The organism is Pedobacter sp. SL55, assembly GCF_026625705.1.
Classification (GTDB): domain Bacteria; phylum Bacteroidota; class Bacteroidia; order Sphingobacteriales; family Sphingobacteriaceae; genus Pedobacter.
In genome coordinates this window covers 1,116,473-1,137,636 of the sequence record NZ_CP113059.1, presented here as the reverse complement: position 1 = coordinate 1,137,636, position 21,164 = coordinate 1,116,473, and the positions used below count along the sequence as shown (strand labels likewise).

At 36.7% G+C, this 21,164-nt stretch carries 22 protein-coding genes and 1 pseudogene; 15 read left to right on the top strand and 8 right to left on the bottom strand.

The genetic code is table 11. From position 1 onward, the window contains the following. Positions 1-47: 47 nt before the first annotated feature. The 3 genes from OVA16_RS05200 to OVA16_RS05190 are packed head-to-tail and all read right to left on the bottom strand — an operon-like array spanning position 48 to position 1,133. Positions 48-356 (bottom strand): hypothetical protein, encoded by a 309-nt coding sequence (locus OVA16_RS05200; protein WP_267763966.1) that lies wholly within the window; start codon positions 354-356, stop codon positions 48-50. Further along, the gene (locus OVA16_RS05195; RefSeq protein ID WP_267763965.1) at positions 343-582 is read right to left on the bottom strand and encodes a hypothetical protein; all 240 of its coding nucleotides are present in this window, start codon (positions 580-582) and stop codon (positions 343-345) included. The genes OVA16_RS05200 and OVA16_RS05195 overlap by 14 nt, the downstream gene beginning before the upstream one ends. Then, complete coding sequence (locus OVA16_RS05190) at positions 579-1,133, bottom strand: RNA polymerase sigma factor (protein WP_267763964.1); 555 nt, start codon at positions 1,131-1,133, stop codon at positions 579-581. Before OVA16_RS05190 ends, OVA16_RS05195 begins: the two co-directional genes overlap by 4 nt. Positions 1,134-1,478: 345 nt before the next feature. Between OVA16_RS05190 and ruvX the strand changes: the two genes are divergently transcribed. The 8 genes from ruvX (at position 1,479) to OVA16_RS05150 (ending at position 7,614) form a co-directional block, all read left to right on the top strand. Beyond that, positions 1,479-1,895 (top strand): Holliday junction resolvase RuvX, encoded by a 417-nt coding sequence (gene ruvX / locus OVA16_RS05185; protein ID WP_267763962.1) that lies wholly within the window; start codon positions 1,479-1,481, stop codon positions 1,893-1,895. A 5-nt stretch (positions 1,896-1,900) separates the two neighbouring features. After that, positions 1,901-2,530, top strand: a complete 630-nt coding sequence (locus OVA16_RS05180; RefSeq protein ID WP_267763961.1) for an O-methyltransferase — start codon at positions 1,901-1,903, stop codon at positions 2,528-2,530. A 59-nt stretch (positions 2,531-2,589) separates the two neighbouring features. Next, positions 2,590-3,258, top strand: coding sequence for a glucosaminidase domain-containing protein (locus tag OVA16_RS05175; RefSeq protein WP_267763959.1), 669 nt, complete (start codon positions 2,590-2,592; stop codon positions 3,256-3,258). Positions 3,259-3,265: 7 nt separating this feature from the next. After that, positions 3,266-4,111 carry a glucosaminidase domain-containing protein gene (locus OVA16_RS05170; protein WP_267763957.1) on the top strand — a complete coding sequence of 282 codons (846 nt, stop codon included), beginning with the start codon at positions 3,266-3,268 and terminating at the stop codon, positions 4,109-4,111. 50 nt (positions 4,112-4,161) lie between these two features. Then, positions 4,162-4,911: a hypothetical protein gene (locus OVA16_RS05165; RefSeq protein ID WP_267763956.1), complete on the top strand. Its 750-nt coding sequence runs from the start codon at positions 4,162-4,164 to the stop codon at positions 4,909-4,911. 1 nt (position 4,912) lies between these two features. After that, positions 4,913-5,239, top strand: a complete 327-nt coding sequence (locus OVA16_RS05160; RefSeq protein ID WP_267763955.1) for a hypothetical protein — start codon at positions 4,913-4,915, stop codon at positions 5,237-5,239. A 73-nt stretch (positions 5,240-5,312) separates the two neighbouring features. After that, positions 5,313-6,305 (top strand): DUF3078 domain-containing protein, encoded by a 993-nt coding sequence (locus OVA16_RS05155; protein WP_267763954.1) that lies wholly within the window; start codon positions 5,313-5,315, stop codon positions 6,303-6,305. Positions 6,306-6,474: 169 nt separating this feature from the next. Further along, positions 6,475-7,614 carry an acyl-CoA dehydrogenase gene (locus tag OVA16_RS05150; RefSeq protein WP_267763953.1) on the top strand — a complete coding sequence of 380 codons (1,140 nt, stop codon included), beginning with the start codon at positions 6,475-6,477 and terminating at the stop codon, positions 7,612-7,614. Positions 7,615-7,709: 95 nt separating this feature from the next. Here OVA16_RS05150 and OVA16_RS05145 read toward each other — a convergent pair whose 3' ends face one another. Then, complete coding sequence (locus tag OVA16_RS05145; protein WP_267765348.1) at positions 7,710-8,057, bottom strand: phage holin family protein; 348 nt, start codon at positions 8,055-8,057, stop codon at positions 7,710-7,712. 17 nt (positions 8,058-8,074) lie between these two features. Between OVA16_RS05145 and OVA16_RS05140 the strand changes: the two genes are divergently transcribed. The 6 genes and pseudogenes from OVA16_RS05140 (at position 8,075) to OVA16_RS05115 (ending at position 15,220) form a co-directional block, all read left to right on the top strand. Further along, the gene (locus tag OVA16_RS05140; protein WP_267763951.1) at positions 8,075-8,488 is read left to right on the top strand and encodes a hypothetical protein; all 414 of its coding nucleotides are present in this window, start codon (positions 8,075-8,077) and stop codon (positions 8,486-8,488) included. A gap of 277 nt (positions 8,489-8,765) precedes the next feature. Next, positions 8,766-9,230 carry a ribosome assembly cofactor RimP gene (gene rimP, locus OVA16_RS05135; protein ID WP_267763949.1) on the top strand — a complete coding sequence of 155 codons (465 nt, stop codon included), beginning with the start codon at positions 8,766-8,768 and terminating at the stop codon, positions 9,228-9,230. 1 nt (position 9,231) lies between these two features. Next, positions 9,232-10,467, top strand: coding sequence for a transcription termination factor NusA (gene nusA, locus OVA16_RS05130; RefSeq protein ID WP_267763948.1), 1,236 nt, complete (start codon positions 9,232-9,234; stop codon positions 10,465-10,467). A gap of 68 nt (positions 10,468-10,535) precedes the next feature. Further along, positions 10,536-13,537, top strand: a pseudogene (gene infB / locus OVA16_RS05125) (translation initiation factor IF-2). A 59-nt stretch (positions 13,538-13,596) separates the two neighbouring features. Continuing rightward, positions 13,597-14,421 carry a hypothetical protein gene (locus tag OVA16_RS05120; RefSeq protein WP_267763947.1) on the top strand — a complete coding sequence of 275 codons (825 nt, stop codon included), beginning with the start codon at positions 13,597-13,599 and terminating at the stop codon, positions 14,419-14,421. Further along, entirely contained in the window at positions 14,411-15,220 is an 810-nt protein-coding gene (locus OVA16_RS05115; RefSeq protein ID WP_267763946.1) for a hypothetical protein, read from the top strand. Before OVA16_RS05120 ends, OVA16_RS05115 begins: the two co-directional genes overlap by 11 nt. Here OVA16_RS05115 and OVA16_RS05110 read toward each other — a convergent pair. From OVA16_RS05110 to OVA16_RS05095, 4 genes are all read right to left on the bottom strand, one after another. Continuing rightward, complete coding sequence (locus tag OVA16_RS05110; protein ID WP_267763945.1) at positions 15,217-15,414, bottom strand: hypothetical protein; 198 nt, start codon at positions 15,412-15,414, stop codon at positions 15,217-15,219. The genes OVA16_RS05115 and OVA16_RS05110 overlap by 4 nt on opposite strands. Positions 15,415-15,566: 152 nt before the next feature. Continuing rightward, positions 15,567-16,043, bottom strand: a complete 477-nt coding sequence (locus tag OVA16_RS05105) for a glycosyltransferase (protein ID WP_267763943.1) — start codon at positions 16,041-16,043, stop codon at positions 15,567-15,569. Then, positions 16,036-18,294 carry a glycosyltransferase gene (locus OVA16_RS05100; RefSeq protein WP_267763942.1) on the bottom strand — a complete coding sequence of 753 codons (2,259 nt, stop codon included), beginning with the start codon at positions 18,292-18,294 and terminating at the stop codon, positions 16,036-16,038. The genes OVA16_RS05105 and OVA16_RS05100 overlap by 8 nt, the downstream gene beginning before the upstream one ends. Beyond that, positions 18,291-20,132: an ABC transporter ATP-binding protein gene (locus OVA16_RS05095; RefSeq protein ID WP_267763941.1), complete on the bottom strand. Its 1,842-nt coding sequence runs from the start codon at positions 20,130-20,132 to the stop codon at positions 18,291-18,293. Before OVA16_RS05095 ends, OVA16_RS05100 begins: the two co-directional genes overlap by 4 nt. A gap of 109 nt (positions 20,133-20,241) precedes the next feature. On the opposite strand from OVA16_RS05095, the gene meaB reads away from it, so the two are divergent. Then, a complete protein-coding gene (meaB, locus tag OVA16_RS05090) occupies positions 20,242-21,144 on the top strand; it encodes a methylmalonyl Co-A mutase-associated GTPase MeaB (RefSeq protein WP_267763940.1) in 903 nt (300 codons plus the stop codon). Positions 21,145-21,164 lie beyond the last annotated feature (20 nt).

Here is a 21,164-nt window from a genome sequence, read left to right as displayed (position 1 = left end):
CAAACCTGTTTCAAATACGTTATAACCGACGTCGAACGAAATAAGTATCAGATGGTTTTTTCCTCTTTTTTATATTGATTGACTTGATTGATAATATATAGCTGCTGACTGATCATCTGTAATTGAATTTCCAGATTTTTCATCATTGCTTTGCCAACTAAACCTTTGTTTGGGCTTGTTTGCAGCTGTTTTTTTAGTTCCTGATAATCATTATCTAGCTTACTCAAATCAGAGATAAATTGTTTGTAAAGCTCAGGATCTGCACCTGCTAAAATCTGCAGACTATCTCTTTTTTCCTCAATTAAACTAGTAAATCTTACTTCTTTTTTACCTAAGCCAGGGTTAATATCTGCCACTAAAATTTCGGCGCTTCTTCTTTGGTATTGGTAACCAAAATAAATCCCTACCGTAAAGCACTAACATTGCCGCAATGCTCATCCATTGGTACATTTTAAAGGCTTTCCTTTTAGGTTGCTTTTTATCTAACTCGGCCTCTATTTTGCTCCACAACGCATCTGATGGGCCTTTAACTTCAAATTCTCTTTTGTTGTCTCTTACAAATCCCTCTAATTTATTGCTCATCTTGCTACTCCTCTCATTTCTAATAAACTATTCAACTTTCTTTTTGCTCGCATATATTGCGTACGCGATGTATTTTCTGTTATTTTTAAAATATGTGCAATTTCTTCGTGGTCATATCCCTCAAAAAGGTATAAGCTCAGCACCACTCTGTATCCATCTGGCAGTTCGGCCATTGCACTTTTTATGGCTTCTACCTTTAAATGTGTTTCCTCAAAATCTGCTGCCGGCTCATCGGCAACATCTGCTACGCTATCCACGCTTACCATTTCCATTTTGCGTTTTCGCAGGTAATTAATAGACCTGTTAATCACGATTTGTTTTAACCACAAACCAAAAGTGGTTTCTTGCCTAAAATCTGCAATGCGGTTAAAAGCATCTAAAAAGGCCTCCTGCAAAACATCCTCAGCTTCAGCGTCGTCATTTACAATTCGCAGGGCCACGTTGTACATAGCTGTGGCATACAACTTGTAAATTTCAAATTGTGCTTTCCGGTTGCCGTTGCGACAATCGTTTACTAAATCTGCATGCTTGTCTATGTAAACTGTTTCCAAATTTGTAGCGTTTTTTAACACACTATCTAAAGCGTTCTAATCAAAAGACAACGTGATTTTCAAAACGTTGCATTACGCTACAAAAATATTTTTTTTGTTTGTTGTTTTAATTAGAAAAGCATGGAAAATCGCTCCGTTTAAAGTTCGTCCCGCTTTTCGTTGCAATCTTTTTAAACTCCTTGTCATGCTGAGCTTGTCGAAGCATATTTCATCGCACACAATGCTTCGACAAGCTCAGCATGACACGTCAATTATCAGCCAGAATAAAAAAGGGTTTAGAAAGCAAATGCACAATAAAATAACTCCCCTTTAGGGGTTGGGGGTAAAAATCCTATCTTTGCCCACATGGCACGTATAATGGCTTTCGATTATGGCACCAAACGTATTGGCATTGCCGTTACCGATCCGCTGCAAATTATTGCAACAGGGTTGGATACCATACACCCGAAAGATGTGGTAGATTTCATCAAGAAATACTTACTCTCAGAACAAATAGAAGCCTTTGTGCTTGGCGAGCCAAAACAAATGGACGGTACGCCTTCAGAGAGCTACCAACACGTAAAGGGCTTTTCTACCATCTTAAAAAAGAGCTTTCCAGCTATTCCGCAACATTGGGTTGATGAGCGTTTTACCTCAAAAATGGCACACGCAACTATCATGCAAAGCGGGCTGAAAAAGACAGATAGAAGAGACAAAGAAAGGGTAGATACCATATCGGCCACTATAATTCTGCAATATTTTATGGAACAAAACCGTTTATAAGCTCAATGGTAAGCAACGAACTACAACAACTATTATTAAAATATTGCGAACCCGAAGATCAATTGCTACAACATATTGATAGGGAAACCAACCTTAAAGTTTTACTGCCACGAATGCTGAGTGGTCATTATCAAGGCAGGGTGTTAAGTATGCTCAGTAAGATGATTTCCCCAAAAAGGATCTTAGAGGTGGGTACTTTTACAGGTTACGCTACCTTATGTTTAGCAGAAGGTTTAACAGAAGATGGCGTTATTTATACCTTAGACATCAATGCCGAATTGGAAGATATGGTTCGTGAGAACTTTGCTAAATCTCCGTTAAACTCTAAAATCAAATATACTATCGGCGATGCGCAAGAGAGCCTAAAAAGCATCAACGAAACTTTCGATTTGGTTTTTATCGATGCAGATAAAAAAAACAATGGCACCTATTATGATTTGATTTTCGATCAGGTAAGATCAGGAGGTTTAATCATTGTAGATAATGTACTTTGGAGTGGCAAAATTGTAAACAACGCTCAAGATAAAGACACTAAAAACATCAGTTCGTTTAACGACAAAATAAATGAAGATACCAGGGTAGAAAAATTGATTTTACCCGTTAGAGATGGCCTGTTCGTCATCAGGAAGAAGTAATCAGTTGACAGGTTTCAGTCAACAGTTAACCGATTATCCAGTTAACCAGTAATTTAACCATGAAAAAAATTATACTTCTCGTTATTCTGGCAGTCAATGCGTTTCTAGCATCGGCACAAACTACAGAAGAGTACATTGAAGAGTATGCGGATATTGCTCAAGAACTGGCAAAAGAACACCATATTCCTGCCAGTATCATTTTGGGCGTGGCCATTCACGAGTCTGCTGCTGGAAAAAGCAAGATTGCCCGTTACCTCAACAACCACTTCGGTTTTAAGGGCAAAAATTCAAATACAGAAATCCGCTCTGCTTATAAAGATTTTCCTACGGTAGATTCTTCCTACGTTCATTTCATCACTTTTTTAAAAAGTCGCACTTATTTTAACGTGCTTTTCGATAAATACGATGCTTACAACTTTAAAGCTTGGGCAAGAGGCATACAACGAGGCGGTTATGCCCGAAGTAGAAGCTGGGCGTCGCAGGTAATTGCGCTAATCAATAAATACGAGCTTTTTCAATACGATAATAGGCCAGAAGATTATGTAGAGCCCGTAGAACCGAAGCCCATTTATCGACCTAAGAAGAAAAGCAGCAGAACCTACACCGTAAAACAGGGAGATAATTTAAGTATTATTGCCAAGCGAAATAAAACTACCGTAAAAGCATTGATGAATAAGAATGGCCTTAAATCAAATGCCTTAAAACCAGGACAAAAACTTAAACTTTAGTGCCGTAATGAGTAAAAATAAAAACCTGCTTTTGTTAGCTTTTTTAGTTGTATTTGCTAGTGCTTGTAAAACCAAACAATACAGCAAGAACAATAAACAAATAGAGAAAAACGCAAAAAAGGATAATCCAAACCCAATTTCTTACACCACTTTGTCTTATATCGATGCATTTAAAGCTATTGCGATAGAAGAAATGAACAAATATGGTATTCCGGCAAGCATTACTTTGGCACAGGGCATTTTAGAATCTGGAAGTGGCAGCAGCGATTTGGCCAAGTATGCCAACAACCACTTCGGCATTAAATGTACATCAGACTGGAAAGGAAAAGCCTATTACAAAGACGACGATCAACGTGATGATTGTTTTCGTGTTTATAAAGACCCAAGAGAATCATACAAAGACCATTCTGAGTTTTTAAAGCGCAAACGTTATGCAGGGCTTTTTGAGTTAGATAAAAACGATTACCGCAACTGGGCCATTGGCCTTAAAAATGCGGGTTACGCTACCAATCCAAAATATCCAGAGTTGCTCATCAATATCATCGAAAAATACCAACTTTATCAGTACGACCAATCAGAAAGCGAGCGTGAAAAGCTAGCCAGAGAAGATAAAGTGTTTAAGGAAATCAATGCAAATATCCCTAACGAGAAGAAATTGTATACACCAGTAAATGTGGCGCCAAAAGATCCGCCAAAGGATTTAATTGATGGAAAATATCATACCGTTGTGCAAGGCGATACACTTTATAAAATTAGCCAACTGTATAAAATATCGGTAGAAGAACTAAAAACTTTAAACCAATTGCCCGATAACAACATTAAAATTGGACAAAAACTAATAGTAGTTAAATAATGTTAAGATAAATAGCCTCAATTTTTATAAATTGTAGCTTTGCTTAATTAATGAGAGTTCTACTTTTCGGCATATTATTTATTTGTACGTTAACTGCTTTTGCACAACAAAAAACAGTTCCTGGCTTTGTGATAGACAAAGAAACCAAGTTGCGGCTGGCAAAGGTTTATATCTACAATTCATCTATAGATACTGGCATCTATAACAATACCAAAGGAGAGTTTTTTGCAAAGATAAAGCCTGGAGATACTTTGTTTGCGGCACTAAGCGGCTATGGAATGGATACTGTGGTGTATCGTGGGCAAAGCGCTATTGTGTTTCAGTTACGCTCTTTAGGCATCCGTTTAAAAGAAGTAAATGTTTACGGAAAGGCCAAAACACCACAAGAATTGTACAGATCTAAGCTCGAAGAGTATAAATATAAATTAGACCAAGGAAGCAGCAGAGATTTGCTTAACCTAGGCCAAGGTGGCGTTGGTTTAGGCATTGATGCCATTTATAACTTATTGAGCCGAGATGGTAAGAACGCTCGTCAGTTACAAAAAATCTTAGAAAAAGACTATAAGGAACAGGTTATAGATTACCGTTATCGTAAAGATTATGTGATGGGATTGGTGGATATAAAGGAAGAAAATGTGCAAGATTTTATGGCCCAATACCGGCCAACCTACCAGTTTGTTTTAAGCGCTTCGGAATATGCCTTTATACAGTTCGTTAAAAACAGTTATGCCTCTTACAAACGCAATCCGGCTATGTTCCGTTTGCCTACGTTGCCCAAATTAACTATAGAGCAGCCTTAAAATGACGGTGTTTATTACTGTTCGGAAATTGCCCGCTGCGGCCATGGCTATTTATCCTTTTATCTTGTTAAAAAGAAAAGAGTATAAAAATGATTTGATTTTGGTTAATCACGAAAAGATACACCACAGGCAACAGATAGAGTTGCTATTCATTCCATTTTATGTCTTGTATCTGCTAAATTATGTGGTTAACCTTCTTCGTTTCAAATCTCATGATAAAGCTTATTTGAATATATTTTTCGAGCAAGAGGCTTTTGCCAACGAACACAATTTGAGCTATTTAAAGACACGAAAAGCATTCGCTTCGTTTAAGGGTATAAAGCATTAGTTTTGTTAATTTGCAGCACAAAACCCTATTCGGTTATCAATATTTCATTAATTTTTACGTTATTTTGTAGAAAATGAAGCGTTTATTACTTACCTCTTTTGCCGTTTTAGCTACTTTCTTCTCTCTTTCTGCACAAGAAATAGATACCATCCCCATCTCTGTTAAGGATATGGAAATCAGGTTAAAACGCAGTCCACTTCCTACTAGAATAGGTGTGATTTTATTTCAACCGAGAGATTTGAAACCAGCCTTAGTGCAGGCAAAAATTAACTATTGGAAAACAAAAGCAACTGTAGGTATTAACGCCAACCAAGCTTCGTTTAGCGAAAACTGGAAAGGCGGTGGTGTAAATTCGATAGCTATTGGCGCATTACTAAATTACAAGGCAGAGTACAGCAAAGAGAGCTACAGTTATACTAGCGAGGTAATTATGCAATATGGAAAAGTGAAAAACAAAGACCAGCTGCAAAAGAAAACCAACGACCGTATTTATTGGGATAATAAAGCAGCCCTACAGTTATCTAAAAACTGGTATTTCTTTGCTTCGGTAAGTTTCGAATCGCAGTTTGATAAGGGCTTTTCTTATTCCAAAGATGCCAATGGCAATGAGGTGGCAAAAATACTTTCCAAGTTCATGTCGCCAGGCTACCTAACCGAATCTATGGGTTTTGAATATAAGCCAAGCAAGGTTTTCTCTACACGTATTGGTACAGGTACGGCCCGCCAAACCTTTGTTTTGGACACTACTATTTACAGAACCAACCCTAAAAACTTTGGTGTAGATATCGGCAAAAAAATCAAAAACGAACTCGCTTTCCAAGTAGTAAGTAATTTGGAAAAGGAAATCATGAAGAATACGATTTTGAAAGCCAAGTACAATATGTTTATCCCTTACGAAGACTTTGGAGAAATTGACCATCGATTAGATGTGGTAATCACGTCTAAGCTAAACCGTTTCTTGAATGTTTCCTTAACAGGTGTTGTTTTATACGATAAAGACATGGATTTAAAAGTTCAACGCAGTCAGGCTTTGGCTTTAGGAGCAAGCTTTACCTTCCCGAGGTAGCTTTAAAGTAGAATTATTATAAATTTTAGTTGTTGCGCTATCTCATTTTCTGGTGCAGTAAAACGTTAGATATAGAGGATATTTTCTTTACTATAAATTTGCTATGTTTGCATAGTATTATTTCAAATAATGCTATCTTTGATTCTAACCAACTTATACCTTTATAATTATGCACTTTGAATTGAGCGAAGAGCAGCAAATGATTAGGCAGGCTGCTAGGGATTTTGCCCAAAATGAATTAAAACCTGGAGTAATAGAAAGAGACGAACATCAGAAGTTTCCGGCAGCGCAAGTAAAAAGCATGGGCGAGCTCGGCTTTTTAGGAATGATGGTTGATCCAAAATACAATGGAGGTGGTATGGATACCGTTTCGTACGCCTTAGTGATGGAAGAGCTTTCTAAAATAGATGCTTCGGCCTCGGTGGTGGTTTCTGTGAACAATTCTTTGGTTTGCTACGGGCTAGAAAAATACGGAACAGAAGCACAAAAAGAGAAATACTTAAAGCCTTTAGCGTCTGGCGAAAAAATCGGCGCCTTCTGTCTTTCTGAACCAGAAGCAGGTTCTGATGCAACATCGCAACACACCACGGCAGAAGATAAAGGAGATCATTACTTGCTTAATGGTACCAAAAACTGGATTACCAATGGTGGCACTGCCAGTACGTATTTGGTAATTGCACAAACCCATCCAGAGCTAAAACACAAAGGCATCAATGCGTTTATTGTAGAAAAAGGAACACCGGGGTTTACCATTGGCCCAAAAGAAAATAAACTGGGTATTAGGGGTTCTGATACGCATTCTCTAATGTTTAATGATGTAAAAGTGCCAAAAGAGAATCGCATTGGCGAAGACGGATTTGGCTTTAAGTTTGCCATGAAAACTTTAGAAGGCGGACGTATTGGCATTGCTGCACAAGCACTCGGTATTGCTGCGGGTGCTTATGAGTTAGCACTAGCTTATGCCAAAGAGCGTAAAGCGTTTGGGAAGCCAATTGCAGATCACCAAGCTATTGCTTTTAAATTAGCAGATATGGCTACACAAATAGAAGCAGCAAGGTTGTTGGTATACAAAGCCGCTTGGATGAAAGACCAAGGCTTGCCATATACTTTAGAAGGCTCTATGGCCAAATTATTTGCAAGTAAGGTAGCCATGGATGTTACCGTTGAGGCCGTGCAAATACATGGTGGCTATGGTTTTGTAAAAGAGTATCACGTAGAACGATTAATGAGGGATGCCAAAATTACCCAGATTTATGAAGGCACTTCCGAAATACAAAAACTGGTAATCAGCAGAAGTGTTTTATCTTAGTGCTTTAGCATTTAAAAGAGATATTTTTTGCCACAGATACACAGATGAATAATTTTAGCTATAAAAATCTGTGCATCTGTGGCTCTCTTAAATGATCATGATTTTTGTACCCCAAAAGCAGCATCTAATATCATCTTAATTACTGCAACAGCAATGGCTAAAACTGCCGCCGATAGAAATCCAGAGGTGTTGAAACCGCTCATCCAGTGATCTACCAATAAAATCATCAATACAGAAATAATAAAGGAAACCAAACCCAGGGTTAAAAAGTTTAGCGGAAAGGTAAAAAACCTCAGCACCAGCCCAATGGTGGCGTTGGTTACGGCAATTAAAATGGCAGCAAGTAGGGCACTTCCGTAACCATCTACAGAAACACCCGGAACCAAAAATGCACCCAGCATTACTGCAAGTCCCATTAATAATACTTCTAAAATTAGTTTAATCATAGTAACTTAGTTAAATGTTTAGCAAGTTAACATTATTCGCGATTTGTTGTTTCGTTTTTTCTTCCTGCTCCTTAAAAAAGGAAAAAGAGTTAGCAATTAACTTCTCTACAGACAGTACAGCTATTTTGTTTACAGGTTTAGACGAAGTTAGTTTGTTTAGAGCGAAAGAACAAACGGATAGCCTTTTAAATGAGTTAGTTACAATTTCAGAGTTGAATAAAGATAGAGCAACTCAGGAAATAGCAATCACAGGGACAATGCTCCTCAAAAATGACACACTAGCATTTATTCCAAATACCCCTTTTGTGAAAGGAAAAACCTATTTAGTACAAACACTTCTAAATAGTAGTTTTGGTAAAACAGAAGATATCTTAAAAGGCGATGTGGGTAAAACCGTTAAAAAGCAGGAAAAAATATTGCTGCGCTAATTATCGCTAATATGTTTTCTGATTTAACCCCCCCTCTTGTTTAAGCTAGTTCTAGCGCAAGCGGTTATGGCTGTTGCAAAACAGCATGACTTTTAAGGTAGATTAATCAATATATAAGCTTAATATTTAAGTCTAAGTACGCCAAACTTAATTTCTAATCCATTAACGCTAAGCTAAATTTGGTTTTTTTAATCAAAATATTTTTGTACCTTTGCTCGGCAAAACAAGAAATGGGGGGACAGGTGTCCCCTCTTTTTATTTAGCAATAATTTATACTATGCAGCTAGAAAAGAGAGTTAGAGAACTGGTAGAAGAGAAAATTGCAGATAGGCCAGAGTTGTTTTTGGTTGATGTTAAGATGTTGCCTAACAACAAGTTGGTTATCCATGTAGATGGCGATCAAGGTATCAGTATCCAAGATTGTGTGGCAATAAGCAGGCATGTTGGTTTTCATTTAGAAGAAGAAAATGCAATTGAAACCGCATACAATCTTGAAGTATCTTCTCCTGGTGTTGGAGAGCCGTTAAGATTAACCCGGCAATTTGCCAAAAATATTGGTAGAGAATTGGCGTTAAAATTAGCTAATGGCGATAAAAAAGAAGGTAAGCTGCTAGCTGCAAACGAAACCTCAATTACCATTGAGGAGCAAGTGAAAGAAAAAGGAAAAAAAGTGCAATTGGTAAGTAGCCAAATCGCTTTAAACGATATAACAGAAACAAAGGTTTTAATTTCATTTAAATAGAATGAACAATATTAATTTAATCGATTCTTTTCAAGAGTTTAAAGACTTTAAGAATATCGACCGCCCTACGGTAATTAGCGTATTAGAAGAGGTGTTTCGTAGCATGTTGCGTAAAAAATACGGAACAGATGAAAACTGCGATGTGATTGTGAACCCAGATAACGGAGATTTGGAGATTTGGAGAACCAGAAAAGTAATGGAAGATGGTTTTTCTGAGGATGATGATCTGGAGATTGAATTAGCGGAGGTACACCAGTATGATGCTGATTTAGAAGTTGGCGACGATTATATCGAGCAAATTACCTTAGAAAGTTTTGGCCGTAGAGCTATTTTAGCTGCCCGCCAAACCTTAGTTTCTAAAGTATTAGAGCTAGAAAAAGACGAAATCTTCAAAAAATATAAAGATAGAGTAGGCGAAATTGTAACAGGCGAGGTTTATCAAGTTTGGAAAAAAGAAACTTTGGTATTAGACGACGAAGGAAACGAATTGTTGATGCCTAAAACAGAGCAAATTCCAGCCGATTACTTTAAGAAAGGCGATGCAGTACGTGCCGTAATTTCTAAAGTAGATATGGTAAACGCTACACCTAAAATTATCATTTCTAGGGTAGCTCCAGAATTTTTGCAACGTTTGTTCGAAATTGAGGTTCCAGAAATTTTCGACGGTTTAATTACTATCAAGAAAATTGTTCGCGAACCAGGAGAACGTGCTAAAGTTGCTGTAGAATCTTACGATGATAGAATTGACCCAGTAGGCGCTTGTGTGGGTATGAAAGGTTCTCGTATCCACGGTATCGTGAGAGAATTGAAAAATGAAAATATTGACGTAATTAACTTCACAACCAATATTTCGTTATATATTCAACGTGCTTTAAGCCCAGCAAAAATCACTTCTATTAAATTAGATGATGAAACCAAGCGTGCATCGGTTTATTTAAAGCCAGATCAAGTATCATTGGCAATTGGTCGCGGTGGGCACAATATCAAACTAGCTGGTAAGTTAACCGGTTATGAAATAGATGTTTATCGTGAGGCTGGCGAAGAAGATGAGGATGTGGATTTGGAAGAATTCTCAGACGAAATCGATAGCTGGATCATCGATGAATTAAAAGCAATCGGTCTAGATACCGCAAAAAGTGTATTGTCACTTTCTTTAGATGAGTTAGTGAAAAGAACCGATCTAGAAGAAGAAACAATCAAAGAAGTAGTTGCTATTCTACAATCAGAATTCGAATAAAAGTCTTTACTTGAATTAGATAAGAATAAACGTTACTTTTGTATAATTAGAAAAAAACAGGATAATCAATGTCAGACGACAAAACAGTAGTATTATTAAAAGCAGCAAAAGAACTTAACATAGGATTGGCTACCGCGGTAGAGTTCCTTGGGAAGAAAGGCTATGCTGTGGATAATAAGCCTAATACCAAGCTTTCTGGAGAGATGTATAATGTCTTGCTTAGAGAGTTTCAGGGAGATAAAATAGTAAAAGAAGAGGCTAACCAAATAGTTATTGGCAAAATTCGTCGTGATGAACCTGAAGTAACAACTGAAAAAACTCCTGAAGCGCCAAAGAAAAACTCGGAATTTGAGAGTGAAGGTGTGCTGATTAAAAACCTTAATCAATATACGCCTCCGGAGAAAAAACTGAGCCAGAGAAGCCAGTAGCAGAAAAACCGCAAGAGCCTGTTAAAGAAGAGCCAAAAGCTACAGAAGTTAAACCGGCAGAAAACGTAGAGGAAACTTCACGTCCTGGTGTTAAAATAGTTGGGAAAATCAACCTTAACGATTTAAATTCAAAAACTCGTCCAGCTAAAAAAGAGGACACTCCTACACCTGCTCCTGTGGTTAAGCAAGAAAAACCAGTTGAAGCAGCGCCTAAGGTAGAAGAAAAACCAGTGGAAAAACCAGTGGCAGAAAAACCAGCAGAGGCCGTTAAAGTAGAAGAGAAACCAGTAGTTGAAAAACCTGCTGAACCTAAAACAGAAACCCCTGCGCCTGTAGCAGAGGCTCCTAAAGACGAAGTGATTAAAGCTCGTTCGGTAAAGTTATCGGGACCAAATATTATCGGTAAAATTGTATTGCCAACTACGCCAGACAGAAGAAACCAGCCAGTTGCTTCTTCATCTAGCGATGCTGACGCTAGGCGTAAGCGTAAACGTAAGAAGACACCGGGTGCACCTGGTGCTGGCGGGCAGCAACAAGGCCAAGGTGGTGCTGCGGGTACGCCTGGGGCTAACCAACAAGGTGGCGGACAAAGAACACCTTATCAGGGCAATCGCCCGGGCGGTGGCCAAGGTGGTGGTTATCAAGGTAACAGAAACAACAACAATAACCGTCCAGGTTATCAAGGAAATAGAAATGCTGCAGGTGGAAACACTCCAAAAGAGGAACCAACTGAAAAAGAAATCCAAGATCAAATCAAAGCAACACTTGCTCGTTTAAGTGGTGCAGGTAAGTCGGGTAAATTTGCACAAAGAGCTAAACTTCGTCGTCAAAAACGTGATGATGTAGCGCTTTCGGCCGAAGAAGCAGCATTAGAGGAAGAATTACAGTCGAAGGTGTTGAAAGTAACGGAGTTCGTTACGGCCAACGAATTGGCGAACATGATAGACGTGCCAGTAACCAAAATTATTGGAACCTGTATGAGCTTGGGAATGTTCGTATCAATTAACCAACGTTTAGATGCAGAAACCCTAACAATTGTTGCGGATGAGTTTGGTTACGAAATTCAATTCGTAAAACCAGATGAAGAAGAAGACATCAACATTGAGGAGGAAGATTCTGAAGAAAATTTATTGCCAAGAGTTCCAGTAGTAACCATTATGGGGCACGTGGATCATGGTAAAACTTCATTGCTAGATTATATCCGTAAAGCAAATGTGGTAGCTGGAGAGGCTGGCGGTATTACACAGCACATTGGTGCTTACAAGGTAACTACTAGTGCCGGAAAAGAAATAACCTTCTTAGATACTCCAGGTCACGAGGCCTTTACAGCGATGCGTGCTCGTGGTGCTAAAGTGGCAGATATTGCCATTATTGTGGTAGCTGCGGATGATGCGGTGATGCCACAAACTAAAGAGGCAATTAACCACGCACAAGCTGCTGGTGTTCCTTTGGTATTTGCATTTACTAAGATAGATAAGCCAGGTGCAAACTCAGATAGAATTCGCGAACAGTTATCTGTAATGAATATTTTAGTTGAGGATTGGGGTGGTAAATATCAATCACAAGAAATATCAGGTAAGAGCGGTTTAAACGTAGACTTACTATTAGATAAAGTATTATTAGAGGCTGAGTTATTAGAATTAAAAGCTAATCCTAACAAACGTGCTACAGGTACTGTTATTGAGGCTACTTTAGATAAAGGTCGTGGTATTGTAACTACGGTTTTGGTACAAGGTGGTACTTTAAAAGTTGGAGATCCAATTTTAGCTGGTAGCTACAGCGGTAGAGTAAAAGCGTTGTTTAACGAACGTGGTGCAAAAGTAAATTCGGCAGGGCCATCTGTACCAGTACAGGTATTGGGTATGCAGGGTGCACCAACAGCTGGAGATAGGTTTAATGCACTAGAAAGTGAAAGTGAAGCGAGAGATATTGCTAACAAGCGTTTGCAATTGATGCGTGAACAAGGATTGCGTACGCAGAAACACATTACCTTGGCAGAGATCGGTCGTCGTTTAGCAATTGGAAACTTCAAGGAACTGAACTTGATCATCAAAGGTGACGTGGATGGTTCTATCGAGGCGTTAGCAGATTCATTATTGAAACTTTCTACACCAGAGATCCAAATCAATGTGATCAGCAAAGCAGTAGGTCAAATTTCTGAAAGTGATGTATTGTTAGCTTCGGCATCAGATGCGATCATTATCGGTTTCCAAGTGCGTCCATCAACAGGTGCACGTAAATTGGCAGAGGCAGAGCAAATCGATATTCGTTTGTACTCAATCATCTACGATGCAATCAATGAGATTAAAGCGGCCATGGAAGGTATGTTGGCTCCAGAATTTGAAGAGAAAATTGTGGCTAACGTAGAAATCCGTGAGACTTTCAAAATCACTAAGGTGGGTACCATTGCAGGCTGTATGGTGTTGGATGGTAAAATTACCAGAAATAGCAAAATCCGTATTGTACGTGACGGTGTGGTAATTTACACAGGCGAGTTAGCTTCGTTAAAACGCTATAAAGATGATGTAAAAGAAGTTTCTAAAGGCTACGAATGTGGTTTAAATATCCAAAACTTTAACAACATTGAAGTTGGTGATATTGTAGAAGCTTACGAACAAGTAGAAGTAAAACGTAAATTGTAATATAATTTACTTAAAATAGAAAAGGAGCGAATTTTTCGCTCCTTTTTTTGATAAAAAAGATGAAAAATTTTCTATACTTAGTCCAGGGGAAGAAACGAAATGTGCTAAAATATGCAGGTTTGCAAAATCTGAATTCTGATTTATGTATATGTACTTTCGACGAAGAAATTTCTAATCAAGAATTAAACGCAAAACAAATAATTTTTTTTCCAAATAGTACTTGGGCTGAAGGGCGCAATAAGCAATTAACTCTGGCCAAAATATTGCCAGAAAAATATTTGTATTATATCTTTTTGGATGATGATGCGGTGTTTTTAAAAGGCGATTTTAAGCTGTTCCAAGAAAAACTACTTCATCATGAGCCCGCCATAGGTCTGCCGCTAACCACCATTATAAAAAATACTAATAGATACAATCCAAAGCTTGCTGTGCAACATCCGTTTGCGTTTGACCAAATAGTTCAAGCATATCATTATAAAGTTGTGGAAGACGAAATATCTATCCCATTTATTACTGATTTCGATCATGAAAGCTGGTGGTATAGTTGTCAAATTAATGAGTTTTTGTCGCTCGCTAAATATAAGGGACATGTAATGCAGTTCAATGATTTGTTAATTGAAAATACAGGACATGTTTGGGATGAAGAAAATCAAGTTGCAAAAGACGAAAACAGCAATTACAAGGGGGGCGTAACTGAAGAAGGGTTACAAAAAATAAGAGAATACATCGAACTACGTTGGGGAGAGCAACCAAAGCTAAAAAACACCTTATTTCATGATCATTTATTCAAAGAAAGCAAATCTATATTTAAAAAAATATTTCAAAAAAAATACCCAGCTCATTTGATAATAAACGAAACTGATTTTAAAAAATATGGAAAATAAACTTCCTATAAGTGTTTTCGTTGTATCGAAAAACGAGGGACATTTATTAGCAAATTGTTTAAATTCAATAAGCCCTTATTGCAGTGAAACCATAGTAATTGACTTAAAGAGTGCAGATACTACCCTCTTGGTTGCTCAAAAGCACAAAGCTAAAATATTAACTATTGAGCCCGTTCCGCTTGTAGAGATCATTCATTCTAGGTATATCGAAATTGCAAAAAACAACTGGGTTTTAATATGTGACCCGGACGAAGTATTAACGTCAAATTTAGTCATGGAGCTTAAAAATATATTCACAAATCAAATTGAAAAATTAGATTTAGTAGGTGAGATTTCTTCGCCATGGCGATTTTATTTTAAAGGAAAAAAACTAAAAGGAACCATTTGGGGAGGGATAAACTTTAGGACTTTATTGATACATAAGAAGCGATTTAAATTCACGGAATTAGTTCATCAAGGGAGGGCTTTACTAAATGGTTATAGTAAGATGACAATTTCTGAAGATAATAATCAACACATAAACCATTATTGGATGCAATCATATTCTCAGCTTATAAATAAACATAATCGTTATTTGAAAAATGAAGGTAGGGCAAAGTATGAAAGTGGAGAAACTACCAATATTAAAAAAATAATTAAAAAGCCATTTAAAATATTTAAACAATCTTATTTTAAAAAAGAGGGATATAAAGATGGTTTTGTCGGTTTGTTTTTATCAGTTTTTGCGGCATGGTATTTTACCTCTGCTGAAATGGAATTATATAAATATAGCAGAAAATCAAAAGTGATTAAAGACTAAGTTTTTGATTTTTTATTGATTAATGATGAGTTAATTTTTAAAATTAGTTTTATAAATTTCCATTGCCATTTATTATTTTCTTTTATATATAAAAGCAGCTTCATTTTTTTATCATCAAATCTATTTAACAGTTTATAATCATTTTCAAACCCACTGAAATAGGTATTAATGGTTTTATTTCTCTCTTCATACATTAAGGGGTAATTATCTAGATTGGAAGATATGCCAGAGCCGTCATAAGTAGAAACAATACAATTTAGGTGCGTATAAGTAGCTCTATATAAATATAAAGCAATAATAAAAAACTCCCAATCAGAGACAATTTTGTAATTCTCATTATATAGTCCTACAGTATGAAATAGCGTTCTTTTAATGAAGCTAGACTGGTAGAAATATTGAAATTATAGAAATAATTAAAATCTAAAATATTAGGATAATATTTAATGTAATTAGGTCTTGAAGGTTCTTCATACTCCGTATCGCCATAATATAAATCAACATTATCCTCCATTTTAGACAATACCCTTTCAATGGTCTCGTTTTGATACAGCCTGTCGCCAGCATTTAAAAACAACAGATAATCTCCAGTAGCTTTTTCAATACCTTTGTTCATAGCGTGGTAGACACCGTGGTCAGTCTCGCTTACCCAAAATTGAATTGATTGACTATAGCTTTCAATGATTTCTTTGCTACCATCTGTACTTCCGCCATCAATTATAATATATTCGAAAGGCTTAATAGTCTGATTAATAACGCTTAAAATAGTTTTCTCTAATCCTAATTGGTTATTAAAATTTATAGTTATAATGGAGATTTTAATCATATCTAAACAGGTTTTTCTTTAAATACTCACTAATCGTTTCAGGTGAATATTTTTGAATAGCATCTATAGAATTTTTACTGATACTGTTCCATAAATCTTCTGTTTGATATAGCCTTAATACACTAGAAGCAAAATTCTCGATATTGTTTGCAATAAATATATTTTTTTGATGATTTAATCCCATTCCTTCCGATCCAATATCCGTTGTTACAGTTGGCAATCCGTAACTCAAAGCTTGCCCAATTTTACCTTTCATACCTGCGCCATAACGTAAGGGCGCAACAAAAACCCTACAAGAATTAAAAAATGGTTCTAAATGTTCCACATAGCCATGTACCTTTATGTGGTCGTTTGCTAAACACAGTACCTCTGGTTTAGGATTATTTCCTACCAAATGGACTTTAATGTTCGCATCTTTTTCCCATATAATAGGCATAATTTCTTTGCAGAGCCAAACTACAGAATCTACATTAGGTGTGTGGTCATAGCTACCTACAAAAAGTAAATCTCTTCGGCTATCAAAATCTGCCCGATTGTTTCTTACAGGAAGTGTGTGTATGTTTGGAACAACAATCGTATTAGATATACCTTCGTTTTGTAATAACCTTTGCTCTACGTCAGTAATGCAAACAGTAATATCAGCGCCTTCTGCTAAAGAAAGCTCTAGTGTTTTAAATTCATCAGCTTTAGCTTGTATTTCTTCTGATGATACTAATGCCGCTTCTCGTGTTAATCGGATATAGTGTAGATCCACGGTATCATAAATCCATTTTGCTGATGGTACATGCTTACGTATAAAACTGTATTTTTTATTTAATTCAGGTCGACAAGCCCAAATGTAATCAGCATTTTTGCAAGCCGAGATGACATCTTTTTTAAATTTTTTACTCCCCAAATACTTGGTAACTACTTCAATTCCATTGCTGGTTAATAAATTGAAGTAAGGCTGTTCTGGGATTCCATCGTTTGGAATAAAAACAAGGTGGAAATTCAAATCTTTAAAAATCTTTACTAACTCATAAACACGATGAGAGCCAGACTCCTTGTCGAACCTGGGAAGGTAAGAGTCTATAATTACTATAGTTTTGCCAATAATGTGTCTTCTGATACTAGCTTCTATATCTTTATACGGCAGATGGTATTTAAGTTGTTCATGCCATTTATTGGCAAATTTTTCTTTATTGATTGCTTGATATGATTTAATGTTTCCTTTTTTGGCCTTCTTCCCAGAGCTAACGCCTTCAAAATGTACTAAAGCGGATAAAGGCTGGTACACAACTTTTTTATGGAGTAGGTGTTTAATCGATAGACAAAAGTCAGTGTCTTCGTAATATGCAGGAGTATATTGAACGTCTAAACCATTCAATTGCTCATAATCAGATCGACTAAATATTAAACTAGCTCCAGAGCAGTAATCTACTTCTCTACTAAAATTATATGCATAATAATTCGGGTCTCTAAATGCACCATAGTTCCCACAATCTCCTTTGTCGTGGATAATGCTACCAGCTTCTTGAAGCAAGCCAAATGAGTGTATTAATTTTGAACCCACAAGTCCAATTAAAGGGTCTTTCTCAATCGTGTTTAGAAGTCCTTCAAGCCAACCTTTAAGTACAACAGTATCATTGTTTAATAAACAGATATACTCCCCTTTTGACTCATCTATTGCTTTTCTACAAGACAGTAGAAATCCCAAGTTTTGAACGTTGTTAATTAGTTTTAACCCAGCTATTTTTTCGATTTCTTGAGGCGTTTGGTCTCTAGACGCATCGTTAATTACGATGATTTCTACAGGGATTTCTTTTGATAAATTTAACTTTAGCGATCTTAGACAATTTAAAGTAAAATTTAGCTGATTGTAAACGGGGATGATAATTGATACTTTTGGCGAGTTATTTACACAGAAAGAAAGCTCGCTAAGAGGTAATTTTTCCTCATAATATAAAGGAGTATATTCTTCTTTTATAAAGTACCTTAATCCTGCAAAAACTGATATATAATGAGAAACTTTCTTTGATAAGGATGTTAGTTTTTGATCTGGATAGGATATAAGAAGCTTAGAGTTAAACCTGAATATCTGCAATAACACCAAAAGAAATCTAGCTGCAAATAATGGGTATATAAAAATATCTTTATAGAAAGCAAAAAGTGATCCTTTGGTTTTTGTTTTATAATAATACTTGCGATTAAGAATTAAACAAACCTTAAAATTGCTCCTGTCAATCCATCTAGTGATTTTATTCTTACTCATTTAGTTAAATCATTAAAAGTCTGCATGTCAATTAATCTGTGATACAGCCCCTTTTTAGCTAGAAGTTCGCTGTGGCTCCCTTCTTCGGCAACCTCTCCTCTGTCAATTACCACAATTTTATCAGCATGTTGTATGGTACTAAGCCTATGCGCAATAACAATAGAAGTACGGTTTTGCATCAGATTGTTTAAAGCATTCTGAACTAACTTTTCCGATTCGGTATCTAAGGCAGAAGTAGCTTCATCTAAAAGCATAATTGGTGGGTTGGCCAACACCGCTCTGGCAATACAAATTCGTTGCCTTTGCCCGCCAGATAATTTGTTGCCCCTATCTCCAACATTTGTAAGGTAACCATCTTCGCTATTCACAATAAAATCATGGGCATTGGCAATTTTAGCAGCATTAATTACTTCTTCTTCCGTAGCATTTGGTTTGCCATAGGCGATATTGGCGAATATGGTGTCGTTAAATAAGAAAGATTCTTGGTTAACAATCCCCATTTGAGCTCTAATACTTTCAACCTTTAAGTCGGTATAATTGAAACCATCAATCGATATGGAGCCACTTTTAGGATCATGAAAGCGAGGTATTAAATCCATTAGAGTGCTTTTCCCTCCTCCAGATGGTCCTACTAATGCTACCGTTTTCCCTTTTTCAACTTTGATATTGATGTTTTTTAAAACCTGCTTGTCGCCGTACGAAAAGCTTACATCTTTTAATACAATAGCATTATTAAAACCTGCTAAAGTTGCTGCATTATCTTTGTCGGTAAGTTCAGGTTTGGTGTCTATCAGTTCTAACACACGTTCGCCGGCGGCAATGCCAGAGTGAATGCCACTAAATGAATTGCCAATGGCTTTTGCCGGTCGCATAACTTGAGAGAAAATAGCTATGTATGCGATAAAATCTGACGCCGCAAGTGCGTTTTTATCGTTGTGTAAAATTAACGAACCGCCATACCAAACAATAATGGCCACCATTAACACCCCTAAAAACTCCGAAACGGGAGATGCTAGTTGCTGCCTGCGAACCATTTTTCGGTTTAGGTTAGAATAGAAAATATTTTCTTGGTTAAATTTTTCTTTGGTTCTTTCTGTGGCGTTAAATGCTTTGATGATCTTGATGCCGCCTAGCGCTTCATCTAAAAAGCCAATCATTTTGGCAAAAGATTCATGTGCTTCTTTGGCCTGTTTTTTTAATCGTTTTACAATTTTGCTAATGATAAAACCGGCAATGGGTATAACCAGTAAAGAAAACAGAGTCAGTTTTACTGAAATGGTAAGAAGCATGATGATGTACACAATTAGCGTAACCGGCTCTTTAAAAATTACCTGTAGCGTGTTGGTTACAGTGTACTGTACCACTTGTACATCAGAAGCTACTTTAGAAATAATATCCCCTTTTTTTTCGTTGCTAAAAAAACCAACGTGTAAGTTCATTACATTGTCGAACACTTTTTTTCTAAACTTTAGAAGCGTGTGTACCCTTAAATCTTCCATGGTTCTTTGCGAAAAATACCGGAAAAAGTTAGACATCAACACAGAAATCACAATGGTGACGCACACATAAAATAAGGTGGTTTCTGCGCCTACATTTGCAATAGACTCATTTACAAAATCTCTAAATTTCCCTAAAATATCAAAGCTAGAAGACGGATCTGAAGGAATATTATCAATTAGGTTGGATTGTTTTGCTTTTAACAAAGTTTCGAACAAAGGCGATAACAAAGCGAGATTAAGTGTTCCAAATAAAATTGATAACACGGTTGCAATCACATAAGGAATGGCAAACTTCTCAATCGGTTTGGCAAACGATAATAATCTAAAATATATTTTCATTTAAAATAATAAAGAGAACAAAGTTACGGTTTTTTAAAAGATCTTATGTCATTACAATATATTAACGGCTTTGGTGTAGATAATTGATTAATTGCGTTTCTTTGTTATTATGGTTTCTACAAAAATTGATATCGATTGGTTAAAAGATCAAATTGAATGCGGAAGTTTTATGGCTTTGGCCAGGGCTTTAACTTTGGTAGAAAACGACATTGCCCCCTCAGTAGATTTATTGAAAAACCTGAATATTAACAGACAGATTCCGGTAATTGGCATTACTGGGCCTCCCGGTGCAGGAAAAAGCACGTTGGTAAATGCCATTGCAGAAGAATTTGCCAAAAATGAGAAAAAAGTTGCCATACTTGCGGTAGATCCTACATCGCCATTTAATTATGGTTCTTTGTTGGGCGATAGGATCAGAATGTCCAAGCATTTCAATAATCCAAATATTTATATTCGTTCGGTAGCTACCAGAGGTTCGTTAGGTGGTATTTCTGCAAAAACCATTGAAATGGTTGATGTACTTAGAGCAGCAGCTTTTGATTTAATTATAGTAGAAACCGTTGGTGTTGGGCAATCAGAAATTGAAATAGCGGGCTTGGCAGACAAAACTATTTTGGTGCTTGTGCCAGAAGCTGGCGATGAAATTCAACACATTAAATCTGGATTAATGGAAATTGCACAAGCTTTTGTGGTAAACAAAGCGGATAGAGATGGGGCTGATGCCTTTGCAAATGGTTTAAGTAAAATGGTAATGGAGCAGCACCAACAAAGCCCAGTTTTTAAAACAATTGCAGATAAGAGCTTAGGTATTTCGGATGTTTGCGATTGGATTTTACATGAAGAAACCAACAAGAAAGACCAAAAAGCACATCTTTTAGCAGAACAAGCCTTTAAGTTAATTCAGCATAAAAAGATGCGTGGTTTGGATAAGCAAGAGCTGTTGCGCCAAATTAGAGTTGCATTGGATAAAGGTGTCTTTAATCTTTATGTGTTTATAGAAGATTGGATTTGATTTACACAGTGTATATAATT